Source organism: Streptomyces sp. 7-21 (assembly GCF_016741785.1).
In the GTDB taxonomy this organism is placed as follows: Bacteria; Actinomycetota; Actinomycetes; order Streptomycetales; family Streptomycetaceae; genus Streptomyces.
Genome location: NZ_JAERRL010000011.1, coordinates 70,194 through 92,839, shown reverse-complemented (window position 1 = coordinate 92,839; position 22,646 = coordinate 70,194). Strand labels below are relative to the sequence as shown.

Sequence of the window (22,646 nt, the reverse complement as noted above, 5' to 3'; positions counted from 1 at the left end):
GGAACGTTGGACGTCACACTCGCCCTGTGGGTGGTCACCGTCGTCGCGCTGTGCGCGCTGATCGCCGTTGACTTCTTCTTCGGCCGCAAGCCGCATGAGGTCAGCGTCTCAGAGGCCGCCGGCTGGTCGGTTTTCTGGGTTGTCCTGGCCGTCCTCTTCGGCGCCGGGCTGTTCGTCTTCGGCGATGCGCAGGCCAGCGGCGAGTTCTTCGCTGGCTACGTGACCGAGAAGTCGCTGAGCGTGGACAACCTGTTCGTCTTCGTGCTGATCATGTCGAAGTTCGCCGTCCCGGCGCAGTACCAGTCGCGCGTGCTGATGGCCGGCGTGCTGATCGCCCTGGTGATGCGCGCGGCGTTCATCGGGCTCGGCGCCGCACTCATCGCCGCCTTCTCCTGGGTCTTCTACATCTTCGGCGCCTTCCTCATCTGGACCGCCTGGAAGCTGGTCAGGGAGGCGCGCGCCGAGAAGCCCGAGGAGGAGTACGAGGAGAACCGCTTCCTGAAGATGGTCGAGCGGCGTTTCCCGGCCACGGACCAGTACCACGGCACCAGGCTGGTGATCCGCGACGGCGGCCGGAAGCTGATGACGCCCATGCTGATCGTGATGCTGGCGATCGGCAGCACCGACCTGCTCTTCGCGCTGGACTCGATCCCCGCGATCTTCGGCCTGACCGAAGACCCGTACATCGTCTTCACGGCGAACGCCTTCGCGCTGATGGGCCTGCGGCAGCTGTACTTCCTCATCGGCGGGCTGCTGGACAAGCTGGTCCACCTGTCGTACGGCCTGTCGGTCATCCTCGGCTTCATCGGCGTCAAGCTCGTGCTGCACGCGCTCCACGAGTCGGGCGTCCACGCCCCGGAGATCAGCACCCCGGCCTCGCTGGCGGTGATCGTCGCCGTACTGGCGGTGACCACGGCGACCAGTCTGTACGCCGCGCGCCGGGAGCGGCAGGAGTCCGCGCCGGGCCGGTGAGTGCGGGCCGGCGCGGGCGGGAACCTGCGCGGGCGCCGGGGCGTTCCCTGAGAAGGACGTCCCGTGCAGTGCGCGCGCCGAGGGTGAACGGGAGGCGGTCATGCCGGCAGACGAGCCGCGAGACCAGGAGGAGCCGCGCCCCAGCGGCTCCGGGAGCGACGAGTGGGACGAGTGGGACGGCGTCGTGCTGGACGAGGAGTTCGTCCGCGGCGCCGATGTCCGGGAGCCCACCGCCCGGACCAGGATGCTGCAGGAGCGGTGGAAGCACGAGGCGCCCGCGCCGCAGCCCTGGCGCTCCGATGCGCCGCCTGCGGGCTGGATACACAGCTCGCCGCAGCGCCGCTCCCGCTCGGGCAAGCCGCGGCGCCGCTGGTTCCGCAGGAAGGGCCGGGGCGGCACCGGGGAGTGACGCGCGCGTCCGGGCGGCGGTATCGTCCGCGCCGGCCTTGAAAGCGCTTTCCCCCGGAGCTGACACATGACACCCGGCCCGGCCCGCACCCCTCCCCCGCCCGCCGGCTTCCACGCGCTGGACTCCGGCCCGCCGCCGGAAGACGGCGGCGCCCCCCTGCTGCTGGTGCACGGCTGGGGCAGCGACGGCGGCGACTGGTCGGCCCACGTCCCGCTGCTCGCCGGCCGTCACCGCGTGCTGGTGCCTGACCTGCCGGGCCACGGCCGCACGCCGGACCGGCCCGGCCGCTGCTCCCCGCGCGCCATCGCCGCCGATCTGGCCGCGTGGCTGCGGCGGAAGGGGACCGGCCCGGTGGTCGCCGTGGGCCACTCGATGGGCGGGCAGGTGGTGGCGGCCCTGGCCGTGGAGCACCCCGCCGCCGTGCGCTCGGTCGTGACGGTGGCCACGGGGTACGGCGGCGACAACGGCCGGCCCGAGCGGCTGCGCGCCGAGCAGCGGGAACTGGAACGGGAGGGGACGGCCTGGGCGCTGCGCTTCGTGCGCCGGGCGTGCACCGCGGCGACGCCCCCAGCGGTGCGGGAGCGGCACGAGCGCCTGATTGCGGCCATGGACCCAGGGGTGCTGGCCCGCTACCGCGAGGCCATGTACCTGGCGCCCGGCGCGTTCGGCCTGCGCCCGGCGGCCGCCCCCTACCTGCGCCGGCGCCGCTGCCCCGCGCTGTCCGTACACACCTCGCACGCCGCCGCCGCGTGGGAACGCTCGCTCGGCGGGCATCCGCTGAACCGGACTGAGGTCTGGGAGGACTGCGGGCACTACGCGCATGAGGAACGGCCCGCCGCGCTCGCCGCCCTGCTGCGCGAGTGGTGCGCGGCCACCGCCGCCGCGGGGCAGGGCGGCGACCGGTAACTTTCAGCGTCAACAGCACCGGAGTCCATACGGGCGCAGTGTGCGCGAGGAGTAAACCAGCGACTCAACTGAACGGACCGGGAGCTTGGGCACCATGCCCGGCCCTTGCCATCGGTGCACGCCTTCCGCGGCACGGACAGAGCACCGCGGCTGTCGTTCCGGTTGCCGAGCGGCTTGCGCCCCCCTGTCACACGCACCGGTATCCTGCCGATTATGCGTTCGTCCTACTGGCACGCCGTCACGCCGCCGCCCGCCCGCTGAGGGCGCGCGGACGCGTCACCCCGCTCCGTCCGCCGGGGCCCGTCAGGCCCCGCGCCGCGAGCGGTCCCGGGCCGCGCGGCGCGCGCCCTCGTCCCGAGGTTCCTTGACTGGGTACACACACGGAACAGGACGCGCATGACCTCCCCTGATCTCTCCCCTGCTCTCTCCTCTCCTCCGGTCTCACCGGCATCCCCGGACTCCGGCGCCGCCACGGCCGCTCCGGCGCCCCGGCGCCCCGGCACCCGGGCAGCGGAGCGCCGGGGCGCGGCCCTGGTGCTGGCGGCGTCCGCGCTATGGGGGACGACCGGCACGGCCGCGACGTTCGCCCCGGCCGGCGCCTCCGGGCTGTCGGTGGGCGCGGCCACCATGGGTCTGGGCGGGCTGCTCACGCTGGCGCTGGCGGGACGGTCCGCGGCGGCGGTGCTGCGCGGCGGACGGCCGGTAGTGCGCGACGCGCTGCTGGGAGCGGCCGGGGTCGTGGTCTATCCGCTGGCGTTCTACACGTCGATGGCCTGGGCCGGGGTGGCGGTCGGCACCGTGGTCAGCCTGGGCTGCGCCCCGGTGTTCGCGGCGGTGATGCAGCGGCTGTCGGGCGGCCCGCGGCTGGGCGGCCGGTGGGCGGCCGCGACGGCCGCGGCGGCGCTGGGCTGCGCGCTGCTGGTACTGGCCGGGTCCGGGCCCGGTGCGGACGGCGGCCGGGTGCCCGGCGGCGTGGCGCTGGGCCTGCTGGCGGGGGCGGCGTACGCCGGGTACGCACACTGCGGGGCGCGCATCATCGCGCGCGGCCACTCCTCGCGGGCGGCCATGGGGACGCTGTTCGGCCTGGGCGCGGTGGTGCTGCTGCCGGTGCTGGCCGCGACCGGCAGGCCGTTGCTGGGCTCAGCGGCCGGGGTGGCGGTGGCCGCCTACCTGGCGGTGGTGCCGATGTGCCTGGCGTACGTGCTGTTCGGCGCCGGGCTGGCCCGGGTGCCGGCGAGCACGGCGACGGTGCTGAGCCTGTTCGAGCCGGTCGTGGCGGCGGTGCTGGGGGTCGTGGTGGTCGGGGAGCGGCTGACCGGCCCGGCGTGGGCGGGGGTCGCGCTGGTGGCCGCGGGCCTGTTCGCCCTGACCGCGCGGCGGGGCGCGGCGTAGCGGCCGGAAGACGGCGGCGGCCGCCCGCGCCGCTGGGTGCGGGGCGGGCGGCCGTCAGGTGCCGGGCGAACGGCGGTCGCTTCAGTCGCGGGCCTTCAGCAGGTGGTCCATGGCGAGCTGGTCGAGCGCCTCGAAGGCCATCGAGCGCTCGGCGGCCGCGTCCGGGTCGAAGTCCTCGAAGGCGCTGCGGTCGGCCAGCAGGTCGGCGGCGGTCTCGCCCTCGTTCAGCGTGGGCTGGGCCAGCTGGTCGAGGCGGGAAGCGCGCAGGGCCTCCTGGACGGCGGGGTCGGCGCGGAAGGCGGCGGCCCGCTCCTTGAGGATCAGGTAGTTGCGCATGCACCCGGCGGCCGAGGCCCACACGCCGTCGAAGCCCTCGGTGCGCGGCGGCTTGAAGTCGAAGTGCCGCGGGCCCTCGTAGCCGCCCGACTCCAGCAGGTCCACCAGCCAGAAGGCGGCGCGCAGGTCGCCGGCGCCGAAGCGCAGGTCCTGGTCGTACTTGATGCCGTTCTGGCCGTTGAGGTCGATGTGGAAGAGCTTGCCCGACCACAGGGCCTGGGCGATGCCGTGCGGGAAGTTCAGCCCGGCCATCTGCTCGTGGCCGACCTCGGGGTTGACGCCGAACAGCTCGGGGCGCTCCAGGCGGTTGATGAACGCCAGGGCGTGGCCCACGGTGGGCAGCAGGATGTCGCCGCGCGGCTCGTTCGGCTTCGGCTCGATGGCGAAGCGCAGGTTGTAGCCCTGGCTGGTGACGTAGTCGGCCAGCAGGTCGAAGGCTTCCTTCATCCGGTCGAGTGCGGCCCGGACGTCCTTGGCGGCACCGGACTCGGCGCCCTCGCGGCCGCCCCAGGCGACGTAGGTCTGCGCGCCCAGCTCGGCGGCCAGGTCGATGTTGCGCATGACCTTGCGCAGGGCGTAGCGGCGGATGTCGCGGTCGTTGGCGGTGAAGCCGCCATCCTTGAAGACGGGGTGCGTGAACAGGTTGGTCGTCGCCATCGGCACGACCATGCCCGTGGCGTCCAGGGCCTGGCGGAAGCGCTTGATGTGGCCCTCCCGCTCCGCCTGCGAGGCACCGAAGGGGATGAGGTCGTCGTCGTGGAAGGTCACACCCCAGGCGCCGAGCTCGGCGAGCCGGTTGACGGACTCCACCGGGTCGAGGGCGGGGCGGGTGGCGTCGCCGAACGGGTCACGTCCCTGCCAGCCGACGGTCCACAGACCGAAGCTGAACTTGTCGGCGGGGGTTGGCTGGTAAGACATCTCGGCTCCTTGAGTCCCCGGGTTGTCACCGCGGCATGCCGCGGGTATTTCGTCATGGCCGTTGACAAATTAGTATGCACGAGCCCGGCGCGGAAGCCCCTTCGCGTCCTTGGCCTGTCGGACCAGTCAGACCCGCTAGAGAGGACCGTGCTCATGGCCGCACCCGACGGACCCCTTGTCATCGGCGTAGACAGCTCCACGCAGTCCACCAAGGTGCTGGTGGTTGACGCGGCCACCGGCCAGGTCGTGGCCAGGGGCCAGGCCCCGCACGTGGTCACGGCCGAGCACGACAGCGACCCCGAGCAGTGGTGGCAGGCGCTGACCGACGCGCTGGAGCAGTGCGGGCCCGTCGTCGGCCAGGCCGCCGCCGTGTCGGTGGCCGGGCAGCAGCACGGGCTCGTGACGCTCGGCGCCGACGGCCGTCCGGTGCGCAACGCGCTGCTGTGGAACGACACCCGGTCCGCCCCGCAGCGCGACCGGCTGCTCGCCGAGCTCGGCGGGCCCAAGGCGTGGGCCGAGCGCGTCGGCAGCGTCCCGCCGGCGTCGTTCACCGTCACCAAGTGGGCATGGCTGCGCGAGGAGGAGCCGGAGGCCGCCGCGGCGACGCGGGCGGTGCGGCTGCCGCACGACTACCTCACCGGGCGGCTGACCGGCCAGGGCGTCGAGGGCGGCACGACGGACCGCGGTGACGCCTCGGGCAGCGGCTGGTGGTCGACGGCCACCCAGAGCTACGACGAGGAGATCCTCGCCCACGTCGGCCTCGACCCGGCCCTGCTGCCGCGCGTGGTGGCACCGGGCGAGCCCGCGGGCACGGTCGCGCCCGGGCTGCCGCTGCCCGAGGGGATCCTGGTCGCGGCCGGCACCGGCGACAACATGGCGGGCGCCATGGGCCTGGGCATCGAGCCGGGGCAGGGCGTGATGAGCCTGGGCACCTCCGGCACGGTCTACGCCGTCACCGACCAGCGTCCGGCCGACCCCAGCGGCGTGGTCGCGGGCTTCGCCGACGCCAACCACCGCTGGCTGCCGCTGGCCTGCACCCTCAACTGCACGCTGGCCGTCGACCGGGTCGCCGCGCTGCTGGGCCGGGAGCGGGAGGAGGTGGAGCCGGGCGGCACGGCCGTCATGCTGCCGTTCCTGGACGGAGAGCGGACCCCCGACCTGCCGTACGCCTCCGGTCTGGTGCACGGGCTGCGCCATGCCACCACGGGCGGGCAGCTGCTCCAGGCGGCCTACGACGGCGCGGTGTTCGCGCTGCTGCGCGCCCTGGAGCTGGTGCTCGGCGAGGACTCGGACCCGTCGGTCCCGCTGCTGCTGATCGGCGGCGGCGCCCGGGGCACGGCCTGGCGCGAGACGGTGCGCCGGCTCTCGGGCCGCCCGGTGCGGGTGCCGCGGGCGGAGGAGCTCGTGGCGCTGGGCGCGGCGGCGCAGGCGGCGGGGCTGCTGCTGGGCCGTGACCCGTCGGCGGTGGCGCGCGAGTGGGACACGGCGGCCGGCGAGGACTACCCGGCGGTCGAGCGGGACGACGAGGCGCTTGAGCGGATCGCAGGCGTCCTGGCGGACGCGGATGCGCTGCTGCGGCGGGGCTGACCGGAGCGCCCCGTGGCCCAGCCCGCTCCGCAGTCGCAGGCCGAGATGCGCCAGCGGAACCTGTCGCGTGTGCTGCACGCGCTGGCCGCGGGCGGTCCGCTGTCGCGCGCGGCCGTGGCCGCCCGCATCGGCCTGACCCGGGCGGCGGTGTCGACGCTGGTCGAGGAGCTGATCCGCGGCGGCCTGGTCGTCGAGCGCGGCCCGGGCCGTTCCGGCACGGTGGGCCGCCCCGGGACGCAGCTGCTGCTGGCGGACCGGGGGCCGTGCGGGATCGGCGCCGAGATCGGCGTGGACCACCTGGCGGTGTGCGTGATGGACCTGCGGGGCGAGGTCCGTGCCCGTGCCGCGCTGGAGTCGCGCAACCAGGGCGGTGACCCCGAGCAGGTGCTCGGGCGGCTGGTCCGCCTGCTGCGGCGGGCGGAGAGCGGGGCGCGGGCCGCCGGGCTGCGGCCGGCCGGGCTGACGGTGGCGGTCCCGGGCCTCGTCGCGCGGGGAACGGCCACGATGACGCGGGCGCCGAACCTGCGCTGGCCGGAGACGGACCTGGCGGCGGCGCTGCCCACCGATCTGGGGCAGGTCGCCGTGGAGAACGAGGCCAATCTCGGCGCCCTGGCCGAGCTGTGGTTCGGGCGGCCCGGCCAGGAGGAGCCCGCCGGGCCGCCCGCCAGCTTCGTGCACGTCTCGGCCGAGATCGGCATCGGCGCCGCGGTCGTCGTCGACGGTGAACTGCTGCGCGGCGCCCACGGCTTCGCGGGCGAGCTGGGCCACATGCCGGTGCGCCCCGGCGGCGACCGGTGCTCCTGCGGCGGCCGGGGCTGCCTGGAGACCTACGCCGGGGAGGAGGCACTGCTGCGGGCGGCCGGGCTGCGCCCGGGGCAGGGCGTGCGGATCGGGGCGCTGGCGGCCCGGTGCGAGGCCGGGGAGCCCGCCACGCTGCGGGCGGTGAAGCGGGCCGGAACGGCCCTGGGGATCGCGCTGTCGGGGGCGGTCAACCTGCTCGACCCGCGCGAAGTGGTGATCGGCGGCGCGCTGGCGCGGCTCGCGCCCTGGCTGCTGCCGCCCGTGCGGCGGGAGCTGGCGCGGCGCACCACCGCGGCGGCGGGCGGCCGCAGCACGCCGGTGCCGGTGACCGCCTCGCCGCTGGGGCCGGACGGCCCGCTGCTGGGCGCGGCGCGGTCAGCGGTGCTCGCGCTGCTGGACCGGCCGTCGGCGCTGGCCGCACCGGACCCGGGCTGAGCGCGCCAGCCGGCCGCGCCAGCCGGGCCCTCAGCCCAGCTCGTGCGTGAGGGTGCAGGCGACGGCGGACTCGCCGTGCCGGGCGGTGAACTCGCCGTGGCCAGGACGGTGGCAGAGCTGGCACGGCGCTGCCCGCCGCCGGTGCCGCCTGCCTCACGCGCCGGGCACGGCGGGCCCTAAGGGTGTCTAGCATGTGGCGATGACCACCCTGTTCCCCGCGCTGGCCCGCCCGACCGCCGCGACCGCGCTGCGCGTGGGCACGGACAGCCTCAGCTACACCCAGCTCGCCGCCGAGACCGCCGCCCTGGCCCGCAGGCTGCCGCGGCCCGCGGACGGCGGGGCGGCCGGACCCGTCGCGGTCTGGGCGACGCCCACGGCTGACACCGCCGTCGCCGTGGTGGCGGCGCTGCGCGCCGGCGTTCCCGCCGTGCCCGTGAACCCCCGCATCGGCGCCCGCGAACTCGCGCACCTCACCGCCGACAGCGCCCCGTCGCTGGTGCTGGCCGCGCCCGGTGAGGAGCTGCCGGGCGCGCTGGCCGGGCTGCCGCGGCTGGCGCCCCGTCCGCAGGCGCCGGTGGCGGACGCGGCCGGCGGGGAAGGGCTCGACGCCGGCGGGCCGGAGCACCCCGCCCTGATCATCTACACCTCCGGCACCACCGGGCCGCCCAAGGGGGTGGTCCTGCCGCGGCGCGCCCTGGCCAGCACCCTGGACGCCCTGGCGGAGGCGTGGCAGTGGTCCGGTGCCGACACCGTGGTGCACGGCCTGCCGCTGTTCCACGTGCACGGGCTGGTGCTCGGCGTGCTCGGCCCGCTGCGCCGCGGCGGGACGGTGCGGCACGTGGGCAGGTTCTCGCCCGACGCGGCGGCGGAGGCGCTCGCCGCAGGCGGCACGATGCTGTTCGGCGTCCCGACGATGTACCACCGGCTCGCCGAGGCCGCCGCGTCCTCCCCCGATGTCTCCGCGGCGCTGGCGGGCGCGCGGCTGCTGGTCTCCGGCTCGGCGCCGCTGCCGCTCCCGGACCACCAGCGCCTGAAGGCGGCGACCGGCCGTGCGGTCCTCGAGCGTTACGGCCTGACCGAGACGCTGATGAACACCAGCGTGCGCGCGGACGGGCCCCCGGCGCCCGGCACGGTGGGGGTGCCGCTGCCAGGCGTGGGAGTGCGGCTGGTCGAGGAGGACGGCACGGAGGTGACCGCCCGGGACGGGGAGACGATCGGCGAGATCCAGGTGCGCGGGCCGAACCTGTTCACGCACTACCTCAACCGCCCCGACGCCACCGCGGCGGCGTTCGACGGCCCGTGGTTCCGCACCGGCGACATGGGCACGCGCGACGCCTCGGGCGCCTTCCGCATCGTGGGCCGGAAGTCGACCGACCTCATCAAGAGCGGCGGCTACAAGATCGGTGCCGGGGAGATCGAGAACGCGCTGCTGGCCCATCCCGAGGTGGCGGAAGCGGCGGTGACCGGCGTGCCCGATCCGGACCTGGGGGAACGGGTGGTGGCCTGGGTGGTGGCCCGCGACCCGCTCGCGCCGCCGGACGCGGACGACCTGGCCGGGCACGTGGCGCGCGAGCTGGCGCCGCACAAGCGGCCCAGGGAGGTGCGCTTCCTCGGGGCGCTGCCGCGCAACGACATGGGGAAGGTCCTCAAGCGCGAGCTGGCGTAACCGCCTTTGCCGGTCCGTAACTTACTAGCGGGTTACATAAGCGGCCCGGCGGTGCTTCACTGCCCTCACCCGGTGCAAGCCGCCCTCAGGCACCGCAGCGAGTGAAGGAGCGTGCCGTGACACCCCCACTGCCCGCCGCCCGCCGGGCCCTGGTCAGCGCGCTGACGGCCGCCGTCGCGGCGGCAGCCCTGGCCGCCGCCCCCGCGCCCGCCACCGCCGCCGGCCCGCCGCCCCGGGAAGCGCGCCCGGCGGCGGCCGTCCCGGAGTTCTACGACCCGCCCGCCGAGCTGCCGCCCGGCAACGGCACCCTGATCCGCAGCGAGCCGCTGCCGCTCGGCGTACGGCTGCCCGGCCCCGGCGGCACCACGCTGCCGGGCACGGCGACGCGGCTGATGTACACCTCGACCGACGCGAACGGGCAGCCCGTCGCGGTGACCGGCGCCTACCTCGAGCCGGCGGCCCCCTGGCCGCACGACGGGCCGCGCCCGCTGGTGGCCCTCGCCCCCGGCACCATGGGCCAGGGCGACCAGTGCGCGGCGTCGCTCGCGCTGGAGCACCCGCTCGCCGTCGACCTGGGCGAGGGCACCGTCTCCGTCGGGTACGAGAACATCGCCGTCTACCGGCTCCTCGCCCGCGGCATCGCCGTCGTGATCACCGACTACCCCGGGCTGGGCACCACCGACCGGGTCCACACCTACGTCAACCGGGCCGACGAGGCCCACGCCCTGCTGGACGCGGCCCGCGCGGCACACGCCGTGGCGGGCACGTCGCTCACGCCCGGCTCCCCCGTCGGCCTCTACGGCTACAGCCAGGGCGGCGGTGCCAGCGCCGCCGCGGCGGAGCTCCAGCCGTCCTACGCGCCCGAACTCCCCCTCGTGGGGGCGTACGCGGGCGCGCCGCCCGCCGACCTGACGCAGGTGATGACCGGCATCGACGGCAGCGCCCTGGCGGCGGCGATCGGATGGACCGTCAACGGCATGATTGAGTCGCGCCCCGGCCTCGGGCCGCTGGTCGACGGCTACCTCAGCGACGCCGGGCGCGAGGCGCTGGCGGAGGTGTCCGGCATGTGCGTCGGCGACGCGATCCTCGGCTACGCGTTCACCGAAAGCACCCGGTGGACGGCGGACGGGCGGTCCGTCGCGGACATCGTCGCCGCCGAGCCGGAGGTGCGGGCCTTCCTCGGCGAACAGCGCATCGGCCGCACGGCCCCGGCCGCGCCGGTGCGCGTCGCGACGGGCGTGGCGGACGACATCGTGCCGCACGGCCAGGCACGGCAGCTCGCCGCCGACTGGTGCGAGCGCGGCGCCAGCGTGACGTACGTGCCGGTGCGGCTGCCCGACCTGGGCGACGGCCTGCTGACCAACCATCTGGTCCCGCTCGTGGCCGACCAGGGGCACGCGATCTCCTGGCTCGCCGACCGCCTCGCGGGCGAACCCGCCGGCTCCACCTGCGGCTCGCTCCCCGGCCAGCCCTGACGTCGCGGACCGGCTACGCCCGGCCCGGCAGGCCGGCCAGGTCTGCGAGGAGGGCGTAGGAGTCCAGGCGGTCGCCGGGATCGTGAGTGTTAAGCGTGACCAGCACCTCGTCGGCGCCGGTACGGGCCAGCAGGCGGCCCAGCGTCGCGCGGACCTCGCCGGGCGTCCCGTGGATGTGGGAGGCACGGGCCTGGCCGATGTAGGTCCGCTCGCGGTCCGTCAGCTCCCGCGCGGCGACCTCACCGGGCGGGTCGAGCGGCGGGAAGACGCCCCGGGTGCGCGAGTACGCGGTGGCCCACGCCTCGGGAAGCTGGAGCAGCCGCGCCCGTTCCCGGGTGGACGCCACGGCCACGTTCGCCGCCAGCACGACGTATGGCCGCGCGCCGTGCGGCGAGGGCCGGAACGCCTCGCGGTAGCGGTCCAGCGCACCGCGCATGCGGTCCTCGTCGGCCAGATGCGCCAACACCAGCGGCAGCCCGAGCGAGGCGGCGGTCTCCGCGCCCGCCCCGACCGCGAGGACGAACGCCGGCACCCGCAGCCCCCGCGACGGCACCGCCCGCACCGCACCGGGGGCGCCCTCGCCGAAGTAGCCGAGGAGCTCTGTCAGCTGCGCGGCAAACCCCTCAGCGGCCTCCTTGTCCGCGCCGAGCGCCCGCCGCACGGCGGCCGTGAAGCCGACGGAGCGGCCGAGCCCCATGTCGATGCGGCCGGGGAAGAGCGACTCCAGCACGCCGAACTGCTCGGCGACCACCAGCGGCCGGTGGTTGGGCAGCATCACGCCGCCGGTGCCGACCCGGATGCGGCTGGTCGCGGCGGCGACGGCCGCGGCCAGCACCGTGGGCGCCGAGCCCGCCACCCCCGGCACCGCGTGGTGTTCAGCGACCCAGAACCGGTGGTAGCCGAGTGCCTCGGCCTGCTGGGCGAAGCGCACGGTCTCGCGCAGCGCCTCGGCGGGCTGCTGGCCCCTGCGGATCAGGGCGCGGTCCAGTACCGACCAGCGCACCGACCCCAGCGGTCTGGTCGCGTCGTTTCCGGTGCCGTTCACGTCTGGTGCAACACGCTGCGGGCCTCAGGGTTTCCCGGTGCCGGTGCCGCTGCCGCCGCCGTCGCTGCCGAGGAGGCCCGCGTCGTGGACGAGCAGGGCGATCTGCACCCGGTTGTTGAGGTCCAGCTTGGCCAGGATCCGCGAGACGTACGCCTTGACCGTGGGCACGCTCAGGTGCAGCGCGCGGCTGATCTGGGCGTTCGACAGCCCCTGTCCCACGGCGAGCGCGACGTCCCGCTCACGCTCGGCGAGCCGGGCCAGGCGCGCGCGGGCGCGTGCCGCCGTCCCCGCCGCGTCGCCGGGGGCCGTGACGTGGGCGATCAGGCGGCGGGTGACGGCCGGCGAGAGGACCGGGTCGCCCGCGGCAACGCGCCGGACCGCCTCGACGATCTCGGCCGGGGGCGTGTCCTTGAGCAGGAACCCGGCCGCCCCGGCGCGCAGCGCCCGCAGCACGTGCTCGTCGGCGTCGAACGTCGTCAGCACCAGCACCTCCGGGGCGTCCGGCCGGGCCCGCAGCGCCTCGGTGGCGCTCAGGCCGTCCATGCCCGGCATGCGGATGTCCATCAGGACCAGGTCCGGCCGCAGCCGCCGGACCTCGGCCACCACCTCCTTGCCGTCCCGTGCCTCGCCCGCCACCTCGATATCCCGGGCGGAGCCGAGCATCAGCCGCAGACCGGACCGGACCAGGGGGTCGTCGTCGACGACAAGCACGCGGATCGTCATGCGGGCAACGGTAGCCAGGCGGGCGGCGGACGGCGCGTGCCGGTCACGTTCCGGCCCGGGTGCCGGCCCCGCTGGTCTCCGCGGCCTCAGCAGCCTCAGCAGCCGCAGCGCCATCAGCGGCCCTGGTGGCCCCGCCGGTGCCGGGGTAGGTGACCACGCGGTCGCACCAGCGCCGCAGCAGCACCCGGTCGTGCCCGACGGCCAGCAGCGCGGCACCGCTGGTGCGCCGGTACTCCTCGACGACCGCGACGAGCGCGGCGGTGGTGGACGCGTCGAGCATGGCCGTCATCTCGTCGCAGACCAGCAGCCGGGGCCGCAGCACCAGGGCGCGTGCCAGGCAGGCGCGTTGCAGCTGGCCGTCGCTGACCTCGTGGGGGCGGCGGCGCAGCAGGTCGCCGCCGAGCCCGGTGGCCTCGGCCAGCTCCGCCACGCGCGCGGCGTGGCTGCCGGGGGCGCGGGTGGCGCGCAGCGGCTCGGCGATCAGGTCGCCGAGCGGCAGCCGCGGGTCCGCGGCCAGCCGGGGCTGCTGGAAGACGACGCCGACCATGGTGCGCAGCTCGCGCGGGGCGCGGTGGCGGAAGCCGCGTACCTCCCGCCCGGCCAGGCGGACCGTTCCGGCGTAGGGGCGGTGCAGCAGGGCGGCGACGCGGGCCAGCGTCGTCTTGCCGCAGCCGCTGGGGCCGAGCAGGCCCACGGCCTCGCCGTCGCCGACGCGCAGCGAGACGTCGCGGACGACGGGGGCGCGGCGGTCGTAGCCGGCGGTGACGGCGCACAGCTCGAGGGCGGGGGTGGCGTCGCGGCCGGAGGTGTCAGACATCGGCGGGCTCCGTGGCGTGGTGGCAGGCTACCCCGTCGGCCAGTGGCGGCAGCGTGGCGCAGGCGGCCGTGGCCCGGCCGCAGCGGGGGGCGAACGCGCAGCCGTCCGGGAGGGCGTCGAGCTCGGGCGGCATGCCGGGGATGGGGGTGAAGGACCGTTCGGGGAGCGCGTCGAGCAGGCCGCGGGCGTAGGGGTGGCGCGGGCCCGGGGCGCCGAAGAACGCGGCGGCGTCCGCGAACTCGACCAGGCGGCCGGCGTACATCACCGCGACGCGGTCGGCGACGCGTTCGGCCGCGGCCAGGTCATGGGTGATCAGCAGCAGGGCGCGGCCCTCGCCGACGTGGCGGCGCAGCTCGTCGACGGTGTGGTCGACCAGGTCGCGGTCGAGCCCGGTCGTGGGCTCGTCGGCGAGCAGCAGCGGCGGGTCGCCGACCAGGGCCAGGGCGGTGGCGGCCCGCTGCGCCAGGCCGCCGGACAGCTCGTGCGGGTAGCGGTCGAGGTGGCTGACGGGGAACGCGGCGCGGCGCGCGGCCGCCTCCGCCGCCTCGCGCCGCCGGCCGCGCGGCGTGCCGCGCAGTTCCCTGACCGTCTCCTCCAGCTGGGACCGGACGGTCCGCACCGGGGTCAGGTGGTTGGCCGGGCTCTGCGGGATGAGCCCGGCGCGGCGGCCCCTGATCTCGCGGGCGAGCGTGGCCTCGGGAGCGGACAGCAGGTCGGTGTCCCCCAGAAGTGCCTGGCCGCGCGTGACGGCGTTGGCGGGCAGCAGCCCGAGCAGGGCGGACACCAGCACGGATTTGCCGCAGCCGCTCTCCCCGACCAGCGCCAGGCACTCGCCGGGGGCGAGGTCGAACGACACGTCGGTCACGGCGGCGACGCGCCGCCCGCCGGGCATCAGGAAGCGCACGGACATGTGCCGGACGGACAACAGGCTCACAGCATCAGCTCCGATCGGCGGCGGGGGTTGAGGCGTTCGCGCCAGACGCCGGCCAGGCCCGCGAGGGCGAGAGTGGTGACGACGAGGAACAGCCCGGGGAACAGCGTGGGCCACCAGTCGCCGGCGGCAAGGGAGCCGCGGGCTCCGTTGATCATGGTGCCGAGGCTGGCCTGGTGCGCGGGGATGCCCAGGCCCAGAAAGGACAGCGCCGACTCGTGCCACATCGCGTGGGGCACCATCAGCACGGCGGCGAGCCCGGCCTGCGGCAGCACCGCGGGCATCAGGTGCCGGCGGGCGACGCGCCAGCGGGAGGCGCCGCCGGAGACGGCGGCGTCCACGAACGGCCGGGACCGCAGCGACAGCACCTCGGCGCGGACGATGCGGGCCGTGGAGACCCAGTGGGTCAGGCCGACGGAGACGACCACCGGCCAGACGCCGGGCCGGAACATCGAGACGATGACGATGCCCATCAGCAGGTGCGGCACGGCGGTGAAGGCGTCCGTCAGGCGCATCACGAGGCGGTCGGCGCGTCCGCCGAGCGCGCCCGCGGTGCAGCCGATGGCCAGGCCCAGCACGCTGGCGACGAGCGCGGCGGCCAAGCCGACGAGGAGGGACACCCGCAGGCCGTAGACGCTGCGCAGCAGCACGTCCCGGCCGAGGTCGTCGGTGCCGAACGGGTGGCTGGCCGAGGGCGGCAGCAGCTTGGCGGTGAGATCGACGGACTGCTGGTCGAGGGGCGCGAGCACCGGCACCAGCAGCACGGCGAGCACGGCGGCGGCCAGCAGCACGGCCGAGACGGCGGCCCGCACGGTGCGGGTGCCCCGGCGCGGGGCGCTGCGGGCGCGCCAGGCGCCGCCGTCGCGGGCGGTGCCGGCGGTACCAGCGGTGCCGGCGGCGCTTGAGGAGGTGTCTGACGGTGCGGGCGTGGTCATGGCGTGGCTCCCATCACGTCACCTCACGTCACATCACGGCGTGGTCGACGCGCGGGTCGGCCAGCCCGTAGAGCAGGTCGGCGAGGAGGTTGCCCGCGAGCACGGCGAGCGCGGACAGCACCGTCAGCGCGGCCAGCAGCGGGAAGTCGGTGGCGGTGGCGGCCCGCACGGTGGCCGCGGCGATGCCGGGCCAGCTGAAGACCGTCTCGACCAGCAGGGCGCCGGTGATCAGCTCGGGCACGCGGGTGCCGGCGAGGGTCAGCACGGGCAGCAGCCCGGACCGCAGGGCGTGGCCGAGCAGCACGGTCCGCTCGCTCAGGCCCCGCGCGCGGGCGCCGCGCACGGCGTCCTCGTGGAGCGCGTCCGACACGCCCTGCCGGACGTAGAGCACGAACCACGGCAGCTGCGAGACGGTCAGCACCGCCGCGGGCAGCGCGAGGTGGCGCAGCAGCGAGCCGGGGGTCACACGGTCGCTGCCGGGGTCGGTGAGCCCGCCCGCGGGAAGCACGTCCAGCTGGAGCGCAAAGAGCCACACGGCCAGCAGCGCGAGCCAGAACGGCGGGGCCGCCTGGAGCACGTAGCCGAGCGAGCTGACGATCCGGTCGGTCCAGCCGCCGGGCCGGCGGGCCGCGAGCACGCCGAGGGCGGTCCCGCACAGCACCGCGGCGGCGAACGCCACGGCGCACAGCAGCGCGGACCAGCCGATCCGTTCGCTGATGACCTCGCTGACCGGCTGCCGCAGCGACAGCGAGTCGCCGAGGTCGCCGGTGAGCGCGGAGGTCAGCCAGGTCCACCACTGCTCGACGAACGTCCCGTCGGCCTCCAGGTTGGCGCGCAGGTCGTCGAGCGTGTCGTCGGAGACGGAGACGCCCGCGCCGACGTACTGCCGCACCGGGTCGAACGGGGAGACCGCCGACAGCGCGAACATACCGAGTGTGACGGCCGCGAGGACCGGCACGGCGGCCAGGGCGCGGCGCCCGGCCAGCCGTGCCATCGCGGCCCAGGGCAGGGGACGTCTCACCGCCTGATCCGCCACTCCTCCACGTTCCACCAGGGACCGTGGCCCAGGCCGTGGTCGTGCGGCTCCGGCTGGGTGGTGACGCCCTCCCAGCGGTCGGCCATCACGTAGACGTGGTCGATGTGGGTGAGGAAGGTGTAGCCGGGGTTGTCGGCCAGTTCGCGCTGCACCGTCTCGTAGGCGGCGCGGCGCTCCTCCTGGTCCGCGGCGCGGCGGCCGTCCTCAAGGGCGCGGTCCACGGCGGGGTTGTCGTAGTGCGCCATGTTGTTCCAGCCGTCGCCGGCCAGGCTGGAGTGGAGCAGCCCGTACAGGTCGAAGTCGGGGTCGCCCGGGCTCCCGCCGCCGGCGAGGACGGCGTCCTCGCCCATCAAGGGCTCGATGACCTCCCAGGAGCCGGACTCGACCGTGATGGCGATGCCGATCTCCCGGGCGTCCTGGGCGTAGGCGAGGGCGTGTTCCTGCCGGAGGGTGTCGCCCGCCGGGTACCACAGGGTGAACGCGGCGCGCTGGCCGTCCCTGACGCGGATCCCGTCGTCGCCGGGCCGCCAGCCGGCGTCGTCAAGGATGCGCCGGGCCTCCTCCGGGTCGTAGGGCCGCTCGGTGCCCTCAGCGAACCAGGGGCTGCTGGTGGGAACCGGGCCGTAGGCGGGGGCGCCGGCGCCGTTGAGGATGCTGTCGACCATCAGGTCGCGGTTGGCGGCGAGGTCGAGGGCGCGGCGGATGGCGCGGTCGCCGGTCACGGGGTTGCCGGTCGGGAGGGTCACGGCGCGGTAGTCGGCGCTGTCCGCCTGGTGCGTGACCATGCCCTCCTCGTCGGCGAAGTCCTCGGCCAGCTCGGGCGGCAGCACGGCCGCGTCGAGGTCGCCGGAGCGCAGGCGGGTGGCGCGGACGTCGTCGTCGGGGACGATGACCATGGTCAGGCGGGTGACCTCGGGGGCGCCGCCCCAGTAGTCGGGGTTGGCCTCGAAGGTCAGGCGCTCGCCGCGCGACCAGTCGGTGAGCACATAGGGGCCGGTGCCGACGGGACTGGTGTTGTACGGGCCGGTGTTGACGTCCTGGCCGCCGGCCGCCTCGGCGGAGGCAATGGGCAGGACGGTGCGCTCGGCGAACGGGGCGTACGGGTAGCGGAGGGTGAACTCGACCGTGTAGTCGCCCCGGGCCTCGACGGACTCCAGCGCGTGCAGCTCGTCCTTGTAGGGGTTGTTGGTGTCCTCGTCGAGGATCGTTTCGTAGGTGAACTCGACGTCGCGCGCGGTGAAGGGCTGCCCGTCGCTGAACGTCACATCCTCGCGCAGGGTGTAGGTGTAGGTCAGGCCGTCGTCGCTGATCTCGGGCAGCTCCGTGGCGAGGGCGGGCTGCAGTTCCAGGTTCTCGTCGTGCCGCAGGAGGCCGTCGAAGATCTTGGAGTTGCCGTCCTTGCCGTAGCCGAGAAGCGGGCTGAGGGTATCGGGTTCGGTGGCGATGCCGACGACCAGTTCCTCGCCCCCGCCGCCGCCCTGCCCGCCGCCGTCCTCGCCGGACGGGGCGGAACAGGCGGCGGCCAGCAGCGCGGCGCCCGCCGTGACGGTGACCGCTCGCCGCGTGATCCCGCGAGCCATACTCGTCTCCCTGCTGAAGATCCTATGTTATTGCGAAGCCTTCGCAATTAAACAGCAGAGGCAGATGTGAGCGGGAGGGGGGAGGAGTCCTCAGCCGCTGGTCCGCGCGCCGCCGAGGCCGCGCTCGGCGAGCCAGCGCAGCTGCCGCTCGCGCTGGGCCGAGCGGCCGCCGGAGTGGTCACCGAACGGCCAGACGGCGATGTCCTTCTCCCCCGCGTACCGGTTGTACGCGGCGAAGACGGTGGACGGCGGGCAGACCGGGTCCATCAGCGCCGCGCTGAACAGGGCGGGCGCGGTGGCGCGCGGCGCGAAGTGCACGCCGTCGAAGTAGCTGAGCGTGGCGAACGTCTCCTCCGGGGTTCTGGCCTGGTGCCAGCCCAGGTACCGGGCGATCTCTACGTAGGGGCCCTCCGAGGCGGTCTCGGCGCCGCGCCGGTAGTGGCACAGGAAGGGCACGTCGACCAGCGCCGCCGCGACCGCGTCGCCCGCCAGCGCGGCGGTGGCCAGCGCCAGCCCGCCGCCCTGGCTGATGCCGGAGGCGATGACGCGCCGGGCATCCACCGCCGGGTGCGCGGCCAGCGCGTCGACGGCCCGCACGCAGTCCGTCATCAGGCGCCGGTAGTAGTGGTGGTCGGGGTGGTCGATGCCGCGGGTCATGAACCCGGCGACGTACTGCGGCGCGGGCGAGGGGTCAGGATCGGGCGTGGCGTGACCCTGCCCGCGGCTGTCGACGACGAGGTGGGCGTACCCGGCGCTGCACCACAGCAGATGCTCCAGCGCGCGGCCCCGCCCGCCCGTGTAGCCGATGTAGGTCACCACCCCCGGCAGCGGTCCGCTCACCCCCGTGGGCAGCAGCAGCCAGCCCGCCACCGGCTGCCCGTCCCAGCCGGGGAACCGCACGTCGTAGACCTCGGCCGTCGCCAGCGGCGGGTCGTCCACACGCCGGTACTCGGCCTCCCCTCCCCCGGCGGCCCGCGCGGAGGCCAGCGTCGCGGCCCAGAAGTCGTCGAACCCCTCGGGCTCGGGTATCTCCGGACGGTAGTCACGCAGCTCGTCAAGGGGCAGGTCCGTCAGCGGCATCGGGTGCGGCCTTTCGCGTCCAACCTATGTGCGCGATGAAACTATGCCGGGGGATGTCGCAGGTCAACGCCCCGGCCACGGCCGCGGAACGGCGGGAAGGCGGCAGAAAGGTGGTACCCATGGGGAATGGACTGGCTCGCCCTCGACGACGCCTGGCTGAGCAGGCTCGTGCTCCAGCGCGGCCTCGCGGCCATCTACCTGCTGGCCTTCCTGAGCACGGTCCGGGAGTTCCGCGTGCTCGCCGGCGAACGCGGGCTCACACCGGCCGGCCCCTCTCTGCGGCGGCTGCCGTTCTGGCGGGCCCCCACCCTCTTCCGCCTGCGGTACTCCGACCGCCTGCTGGCCGCCGTCGCCTGGTCAGGCGCCGCGCTGGCGGCGGCGGTGGCGCTCGGCCTGGCGGACGCGCTGCCGCTGTGGGCGTCCCCGCTGCCGTGGCTCGTGCTGTGGCTGCTGTACCTGTCGGTCGTCAACGCCGGGCAGATCTGGTACGCCTTCGGCTGGGAGTCCCTGCTGCTGGAGGCCGGGTTCCTGGCGATGTTCCTGGGCAACGACGGGACCGCACCGCCCACGGCCGCGCTGTACCTCATGGTGTGGCTGGTCTTCCGCGTCGAGGTGGGCGCGGGCCTGATCAAATGGCGCGGCGACGCCTGCTGGCGGAAGCTGACCTGCCTGTACTACCACCACGAGACGCAGCCGATGCCGGGCCCGCTCAGCTGGTACTTCCACCGGCTGCCGCGCCCCCTCCACCGCGCCGAGGCGGCGGCCAACCACGTGGCCCAGCTGGTCGTGCCGTTCGGCCTCTTCCTGCCGCAGCCGATCGCCACGTGGGCGGCGCTGGTGATCATCGTCACGCAGCTGTGGCTGATCGCCTCGGGCAACTTCGCCTGGCTGAACTGGCTGACCGTGCTCCTCGCCGTCGCGGCGGTGGACGGGGCCCTGGCGGCCCGGCACCTGCCGCTGCTGCCGCCGCCGCCCGCCCACCAGCCGGACCCGCCCGGCTACTTCACCGCGTTCGTGCTGGCGGGCGCCGCCCTCACCGCCGTGCTCAGCTACTGGCCGGTGCGGAACATGCTCTCCCGCTCCCAGCAGATGAACCGCAGCTACAACGGGCTCCACCTGGTCAACACCTACGGCGCCTTCGGCAGCGTGACCCGGCTGCGGCACGAGATCGTCTTCGAGGGCACGCGGGACACCACGCTCACCGGGGCCACGCGCTGGCACGAGTACGAGTTCTACGGCAAGCCCGGGGACGTGCGGCGGCTGCCCCGGCAGTTCGCGCCCTTCCACCTCCGCCTCGACTGGCTGCTGTGGTTCGCCGCCCTCAGCCCCTCACTGCCCCGGGCGTGGACGCGGGCCCTGGCCGAGCGCCTGCTGGCGGGCGACCGCGCCACCCTGCGGCTGCTGCGCGTCAACCCCTTCCCCGACGCTCCCCCGGCCCACGTCCGCGCCCGGGTGTACCGCTACCGCTTCACCACCCGCGCCGAACGCCGGGCCACCGGCGCCTGGTGGCACCGCACCCTGGTCGGCGACTACCTGCCCCCGCTCTCCCTGGACGGTACCCCGGGGGTGTGAGCGAGCACTGCCCCGGATGCGGTATGGTTCAAGGGCACGGTGATCAGGGGCCCGAAGCCCCGGCCGCACCGGGCACCGGGACGTGGCGCAGCTTGGTAGCGCACTTGACTGGGGGTCAAGGGGTCGTGGGTTCAAATCCCGCCGTCCCGACTGTGTGAGGTCCTTCGCAGGACGATCCTGCGGGGGGCCTTTTGCTGTGGTCCGGCGGCCCTGCGTTTCGCGGCCGTGCGGCAAGGATGAGGGACGCCTGGTGTGCCTTCCCGGGGACCGTGGGTGCCGGCACACCGCCGGTCCTGACACAGCGGGGTCAGCCATGCCGGCGGTAGCGCGCCTGGCAGCGCAGCCAGAGCCAGATGCCCCTTACGTGCGGCATGCCGAAGGTGTGCGACGTGGATGAGGTGCAGGGGGCGCACGTGCCCGGATCGCCCAGGAGCTGCCGGCCGCGCTGGTCCCTGGCCGGCCTGGCACGTTCGAACCGGAGCGGGTCCCGTACCTGGATGCTCTCCTGGACCGCCCACCGGGTCTCTGCGCTCCCCGCCACGTCGCGTGCTTGCCTCAGGCCGTCCACGGCCCGCGCTGACGCGGCCCCGGCGCCGGTGTGGCTGCCCGCGCATGACCCGCACCAGGTGTGCACCCGGTATCCGCCCGCACCGACCGGGGCCCGGTTGTATGCCCACCACCCCGCGTCAGCACCGAAGCACTGACGAAGATCACCCCGTAGGTGGCGGCCACCGGCAGCCCCACCCGCCGCAGCAGCCTGCTCTCACGGCGGCGGCCCGGCCGCTGCCCCCACCGCCACGGGGAAGGCCCACATGCCCCAGCCCACCGCACCGGGCAGCCCCAGCACGGCCCCCGGCCTCAGCCGCACCGCTCCCCAGCAGCACTGCGGCCGCCGGCCGCCCCCGGCCCGTACCACGCAGCGTCACCGTGCACACCACCGGACCGGCCGAGACCAGATGCGCCAGGCACACCCAGCGCACAAACCACTCGACATCATCGCGTGACTCCGGGCGCACCGACAGCGCCTCGGACAGCAGCGGCGCGCACAGCGCCAGCAGACCGCCCACCACGAACGTGGCCGCAAGGCAGATGCGGGCGAAGCAGGCCGCCGAGGCCATCACCGTGCCCTTGCCGCCACGGCCAGCGGCCAGCGCCGCGGCGACCTGGTTGTCACACTGACCGCCGCCTCCACGGCGACGAACACGAAGACGACCGGCATGAACAGCGACCGGGCGTAGCGCGCTTCACCCCCCATCCGGCTCATCAGGATGACGACGAGCTGGGGCACGAGCGTGCCGATCAGCTCAGCGAACGTCAGAGGCCACGCTAACCGCAGTACCGGACTGCTGCTCAGTCATGCCCGCATTCTCCCCAACGCCCGCGCAGAACGGGAGATTCCCCGGTCCCGCCGGCCCGGCAGCCGCCCGCGCCGCGGGCCATGCCCTCGCCGGCCGCGGGACGTGGGGAAACACGCTGCCCGGCCGACGGCGGTCAGTGAGCGTCCGCGCCGCGCGCGGCGGCGGAGGTTGTGCGGGCGGAGCCGAAGTAGGAGGACGACTCCCGCGTCCACAGCAGGGCGACGGCCGTCAGCCCGGCCGCGCAGGGGACGAGTCCGGCCACGGTCATCGCGAGCGGGTGCGGCTGGCTGAAGTTGTACGCGGCCAGCGCGGTCCCCAGCAGGACGGCCGCACCGCCGGCGCCCCGCACCCAGCGCCGCCCGCGGCGGCTGCCCCAGGCCATCGCCACGAACAGGCAGGCCCCCAGCGCCGCGAGCGTGAACAGGTAGGTCAGGATGCTGGATTCGGCCATCTCGATCTCGTCGGCGGCGCGCTGCGGGTAAGCCTCCCGGAGGTGTTCGGCGAGGTTGTTGTCCGTGGCCTCGACGCCGACGATCACTGCGACGCTGACCGCTGCCAGCGCGGTCGCCACGTACAGGGCGCACACGGCCTTGCGGACGGAAGCGGGCAACTGCTGCGACGGCATGGGCCCTCCCGGGATTCGTGGACTTGAGATATCGTGTCTCATACGGA

The 22,646-nt window shown here is 75.3% G+C and carries 20 protein-coding genes and 1 tRNA gene; 10 read left to right on the top strand and 11 right to left on the bottom strand.

The genetic code is table 11. From position 1 onward, the window contains the following. Nucleotides 1–6 precede the first annotated feature (6 nt). The 4 genes from JK356_RS15565 to JK356_RS15550 all read left to right on the top strand — a co-directional run bounded on the left by JK356_RS15565 (nucleotide 7) and on the right by JK356_RS15550 (nucleotide 3,679). Nucleotides 7–972, top strand: a complete 966-nt coding sequence (locus tag JK356_RS15565) for a TerC family protein (RefSeq protein ID WP_201868554.1) — start codon at nucleotides 7–9, stop codon at nucleotides 970–972. A 100-nt stretch (nucleotides 973–1,072) separates the two neighbouring features. Continuing rightward, nucleotides 1,073–1,381 carry a hypothetical protein gene (locus JK356_RS15560; protein ID WP_201868553.1) on the top strand — a complete coding sequence of 103 codons (309 nt, stop codon included), beginning with the start codon at nucleotides 1,073–1,075 and terminating at the stop codon, nucleotides 1,379–1,381. Nucleotides 1,382–1,447: 66 nt separating this feature from the next. Further along, nucleotides 1,448–2,287 (top strand): alpha/beta fold hydrolase, encoded by an 840-nt coding sequence (locus JK356_RS15555; RefSeq protein WP_201868552.1) that lies wholly within the window; start codon nucleotides 1,448–1,450, stop codon nucleotides 2,285–2,287. Nucleotides 2,288–2,683: 396 nt separating this feature from the next. Further along, nucleotides 2,684–3,679 (top strand): EamA family transporter, encoded by a 996-nt coding sequence (locus JK356_RS15550; protein ID WP_201868551.1) that lies wholly within the window; start codon nucleotides 2,684–2,686, stop codon nucleotides 3,677–3,679. Nucleotides 3,680–3,760: 81 nt separating this feature from the next. On the opposite strand, the gene xylA is transcribed toward JK356_RS15550, so the two are convergent. Further along, the gene (gene xylA, locus JK356_RS15545; protein WP_201868550.1) at nucleotides 3,761–4,933 is read right to left on the bottom strand and encodes a xylose isomerase; all 1,173 of its coding nucleotides are present in this window, start codon (nucleotides 4,931–4,933) and stop codon (nucleotides 3,761–3,763) included. 153 nt (nucleotides 4,934–5,086) lie between these two features. Here xylA and xylB point away from each other — a divergent pair, with 153 nt between their 5' ends. The 4 genes from xylB (at nucleotide 5,087) to JK356_RS15525 (ending at nucleotide 10,897) form a co-directional block, all read left to right on the top strand. Next, nucleotides 5,087–6,520 carry a xylulokinase gene (gene xylB / locus JK356_RS15540; protein ID WP_201868547.1) on the top strand — a complete coding sequence of 478 codons (1,434 nt, stop codon included), beginning with the start codon at nucleotides 5,087–5,089 and terminating at the stop codon, nucleotides 6,518–6,520. Nucleotides 6,521–6,565: 45 nt separating this feature from the next. Further along, nucleotides 6,566–7,756: an ROK family transcriptional regulator gene (locus JK356_RS15535; RefSeq protein ID WP_201868655.1), complete on the top strand. Its 1,191-nt coding sequence runs from the start codon at nucleotides 6,566–6,568 to the stop codon at nucleotides 7,754–7,756. Between the two features lie 199 nt (nucleotides 7,757–7,955). Further along, complete coding sequence (locus JK356_RS15530; protein ID WP_201868546.1) at nucleotides 7,956–9,422, top strand: acyl-CoA synthetase; 1,467 nt, start codon at nucleotides 7,956–7,958, stop codon at nucleotides 9,420–9,422. Between the two features lie 116 nt (nucleotides 9,423–9,538). Next, nucleotides 9,539–10,897, top strand: a complete 1,359-nt coding sequence (locus JK356_RS15525; RefSeq protein ID WP_201868545.1) for a lipase family protein — start codon at nucleotides 9,539–9,541, stop codon at nucleotides 10,895–10,897. Between the two features lie 13 nt (nucleotides 10,898–10,910). On the opposite strand, the gene JK356_RS15520 is transcribed toward JK356_RS15525, so the two are convergent. The 8 genes from JK356_RS15520 to JK356_RS15485 form a co-directional block, all read right to left on the bottom strand. Next, nucleotides 10,911–11,942, bottom strand: coding sequence for an MsnO8 family LLM class oxidoreductase (locus JK356_RS15520; RefSeq protein WP_307815619.1), 1,032 nt, complete (start codon nucleotides 11,940–11,942; stop codon nucleotides 10,911–10,913). 24 nt (nucleotides 11,943–11,966) lie between these two features. After that, nucleotides 11,967–12,665 carry a response regulator transcription factor gene (locus JK356_RS15515; protein WP_201868544.1) on the bottom strand — a complete coding sequence of 233 codons (699 nt, stop codon included), beginning with the start codon at nucleotides 12,663–12,665 and terminating at the stop codon, nucleotides 11,967–11,969. Between the two features lie 43 nt (nucleotides 12,666–12,708). Continuing rightward, nucleotides 12,709–13,482: an ABC transporter ATP-binding protein gene (locus JK356_RS15510; protein WP_201868543.1), complete on the bottom strand. Its 774-nt coding sequence runs from the start codon at nucleotides 13,480–13,482 to the stop codon at nucleotides 12,709–12,711. Next, a complete protein-coding gene (locus JK356_RS15505; RefSeq protein WP_201868651.1) occupies nucleotides 13,475–14,392 on the bottom strand; it encodes an ABC transporter ATP-binding protein in 918 nt (305 codons plus the stop codon). Before JK356_RS15505 ends, JK356_RS15510 begins: the two co-directional genes overlap by 8 nt. Before the next feature lie 20 nt (nucleotides 14,393–14,412). After that, nucleotides 14,413–15,348, bottom strand: a complete 936-nt coding sequence (locus tag JK356_RS15500; protein WP_201868542.1) for an ABC transporter permease — start codon at nucleotides 15,346–15,348, stop codon at nucleotides 14,413–14,415. A 28-nt stretch (nucleotides 15,349–15,376) separates the two neighbouring features. Then, complete coding sequence (locus tag JK356_RS15495; protein ID WP_201868649.1) at nucleotides 15,377–16,342, bottom strand: ABC transporter permease; 966 nt, start codon at nucleotides 16,340–16,342, stop codon at nucleotides 15,377–15,379. Between the two features lie 23 nt (nucleotides 16,343–16,365). Then, complete coding sequence (locus tag JK356_RS15490; RefSeq protein ID WP_201868540.1) at nucleotides 16,366–17,964, bottom strand: ABC transporter substrate-binding protein; 1,599 nt, start codon at nucleotides 17,962–17,964, stop codon at nucleotides 16,366–16,368. 90 nt (nucleotides 17,965–18,054) lie between these two features. Then, complete coding sequence (locus tag JK356_RS15485; RefSeq protein WP_201868539.1) at nucleotides 18,055–19,044, bottom strand: acetylxylan esterase; 990 nt, start codon at nucleotides 19,042–19,044, stop codon at nucleotides 18,055–18,057. A 126-nt stretch (nucleotides 19,045–19,170) separates the two neighbouring features. Here JK356_RS15485 and JK356_RS15480 point away from each other — a divergent pair, with 126 nt between their 5' ends. Beyond that, nucleotides 19,171–20,616, top strand: coding sequence for a lipase maturation factor family protein (locus tag JK356_RS15480; protein ID WP_201868538.1), 1,446 nt, complete (start codon nucleotides 19,171–19,173; stop codon nucleotides 20,614–20,616). A gap of 76 nt (nucleotides 20,617–20,692) precedes the next feature. After that, a tRNA-Pro gene (locus JK356_RS15475) sits at nucleotides 20,693–20,766 on the top strand. A gap of 967 nt (nucleotides 20,767–21,733) precedes the next feature. On the opposite strand, the gene JK356_RS15470 is transcribed toward JK356_RS15475, so the two are convergent. After that, nucleotides 21,734–21,904, bottom strand: coding sequence for a hypothetical protein (locus JK356_RS15470; protein ID WP_236671372.1), 171 nt, complete (start codon nucleotides 21,902–21,904; stop codon nucleotides 21,734–21,736). Between the two features lie 203 nt (nucleotides 21,905–22,107). Beyond that, on the bottom strand, nucleotides 22,108–22,599 hold the full coding sequence (locus JK356_RS15465; RefSeq protein WP_201868536.1) for a hypothetical protein: 492 nt from the start codon (nucleotides 22,597–22,599) through the stop codon (nucleotides 22,108–22,110). Nucleotides 22,600–22,646 lie beyond the last annotated feature (47 nt).

Coding starts and splice junctions, on each gene's coding strand:
- JK356_RS15560 (WP_201868553.1), top strand. CDS start 1,073: ATGCCGGCAGACGAGCCGCGAGACCAGGAGGAGCCGCGCCCCAGCGGC.
- JK356_RS15555 (WP_201868552.1), top strand. CDS start 1,448: ATGACACCCGGCCCGGCCCGCACCCCTCCCCCGCCCGCCGGCTTCCAC.
- JK356_RS15550 (WP_201868551.1), top strand. CDS start 2,684: ATGACCTCCCCTGATCTCTCCCCTGCTCTCTCCTCTCCTCCGGTCTCA.
- xylA (WP_201868550.1), bottom strand. CDS start 4,933: ATGTCTTACCAGCCAACCCCCGCCGACAAGTTCAGCTTCGGTCTGTGG.
- xylB (WP_201868547.1), top strand. CDS start 5,087: ATGGCCGCACCCGACGGACCCCTTGTCATCGGCGTAGACAGCTCCACG.
- JK356_RS15535 (WP_201868655.1), top strand. CDS start 6,566: ATGCGCCAGCGGAACCTGTCGCGTGTGCTGCACGCGCTGGCCGCGGGC.
- JK356_RS15530 (WP_201868546.1), top strand. CDS start 7,956: ATGACCACCCTGTTCCCCGCGCTGGCCCGCCCGACCGCCGCGACCGCG.
- JK356_RS15515 (WP_201868544.1), bottom strand. CDS start 12,665: ATGACGATCCGCGTGCTTGTCGTCGACGACGACCCCCTGGTCCGGTCC.
- JK356_RS15510 (WP_201868543.1), bottom strand. CDS start 13,482: ATGTCTGACACCTCCGGCCGCGACGCCACCCCCGCCCTCGAGCTGTGC.
- JK356_RS15505 (WP_201868651.1), bottom strand. CDS start 14,392: ATGTCCGTGCGCTTCCTGATGCCCGGCGGGCGGCGCGTCGCCGCCGTG.
- JK356_RS15500 (WP_201868542.1), bottom strand. CDS start 15,348: ATGACCACGCCCGCACCGTCAGACACCTCCTCAAGCGCCGCCGGCACC.
- JK356_RS15495 (WP_201868649.1), bottom strand. CDS start 16,342: ATGGCACGGCTGGCCGGGCGCCGCGCCCTGGCCGCCGTGCCGGTCCTC.
- JK356_RS15490 (WP_201868540.1), bottom strand. CDS start 17,964: ATGGCTCGCGGGATCACGCGGCGAGCGGTCACCGTCACGGCGGGCGCC.
- JK356_RS15485 (WP_201868539.1), bottom strand. CDS start 19,044: ATGCCGCTGACGGACCTGCCCCTTGACGAGCTGCGTGACTACCGTCCG.
- JK356_RS15480 (WP_201868538.1), top strand. CDS start 19,171: ATGGACTGGCTCGCCCTCGACGACGCCTGGCTGAGCAGGCTCGTGCTC.
- JK356_RS15465 (WP_201868536.1), bottom strand. CDS start 22,599: ATGCCGTCGCAGCAGTTGCCCGCTTCCGTCCGCAAGGCCGTGTGCGCC.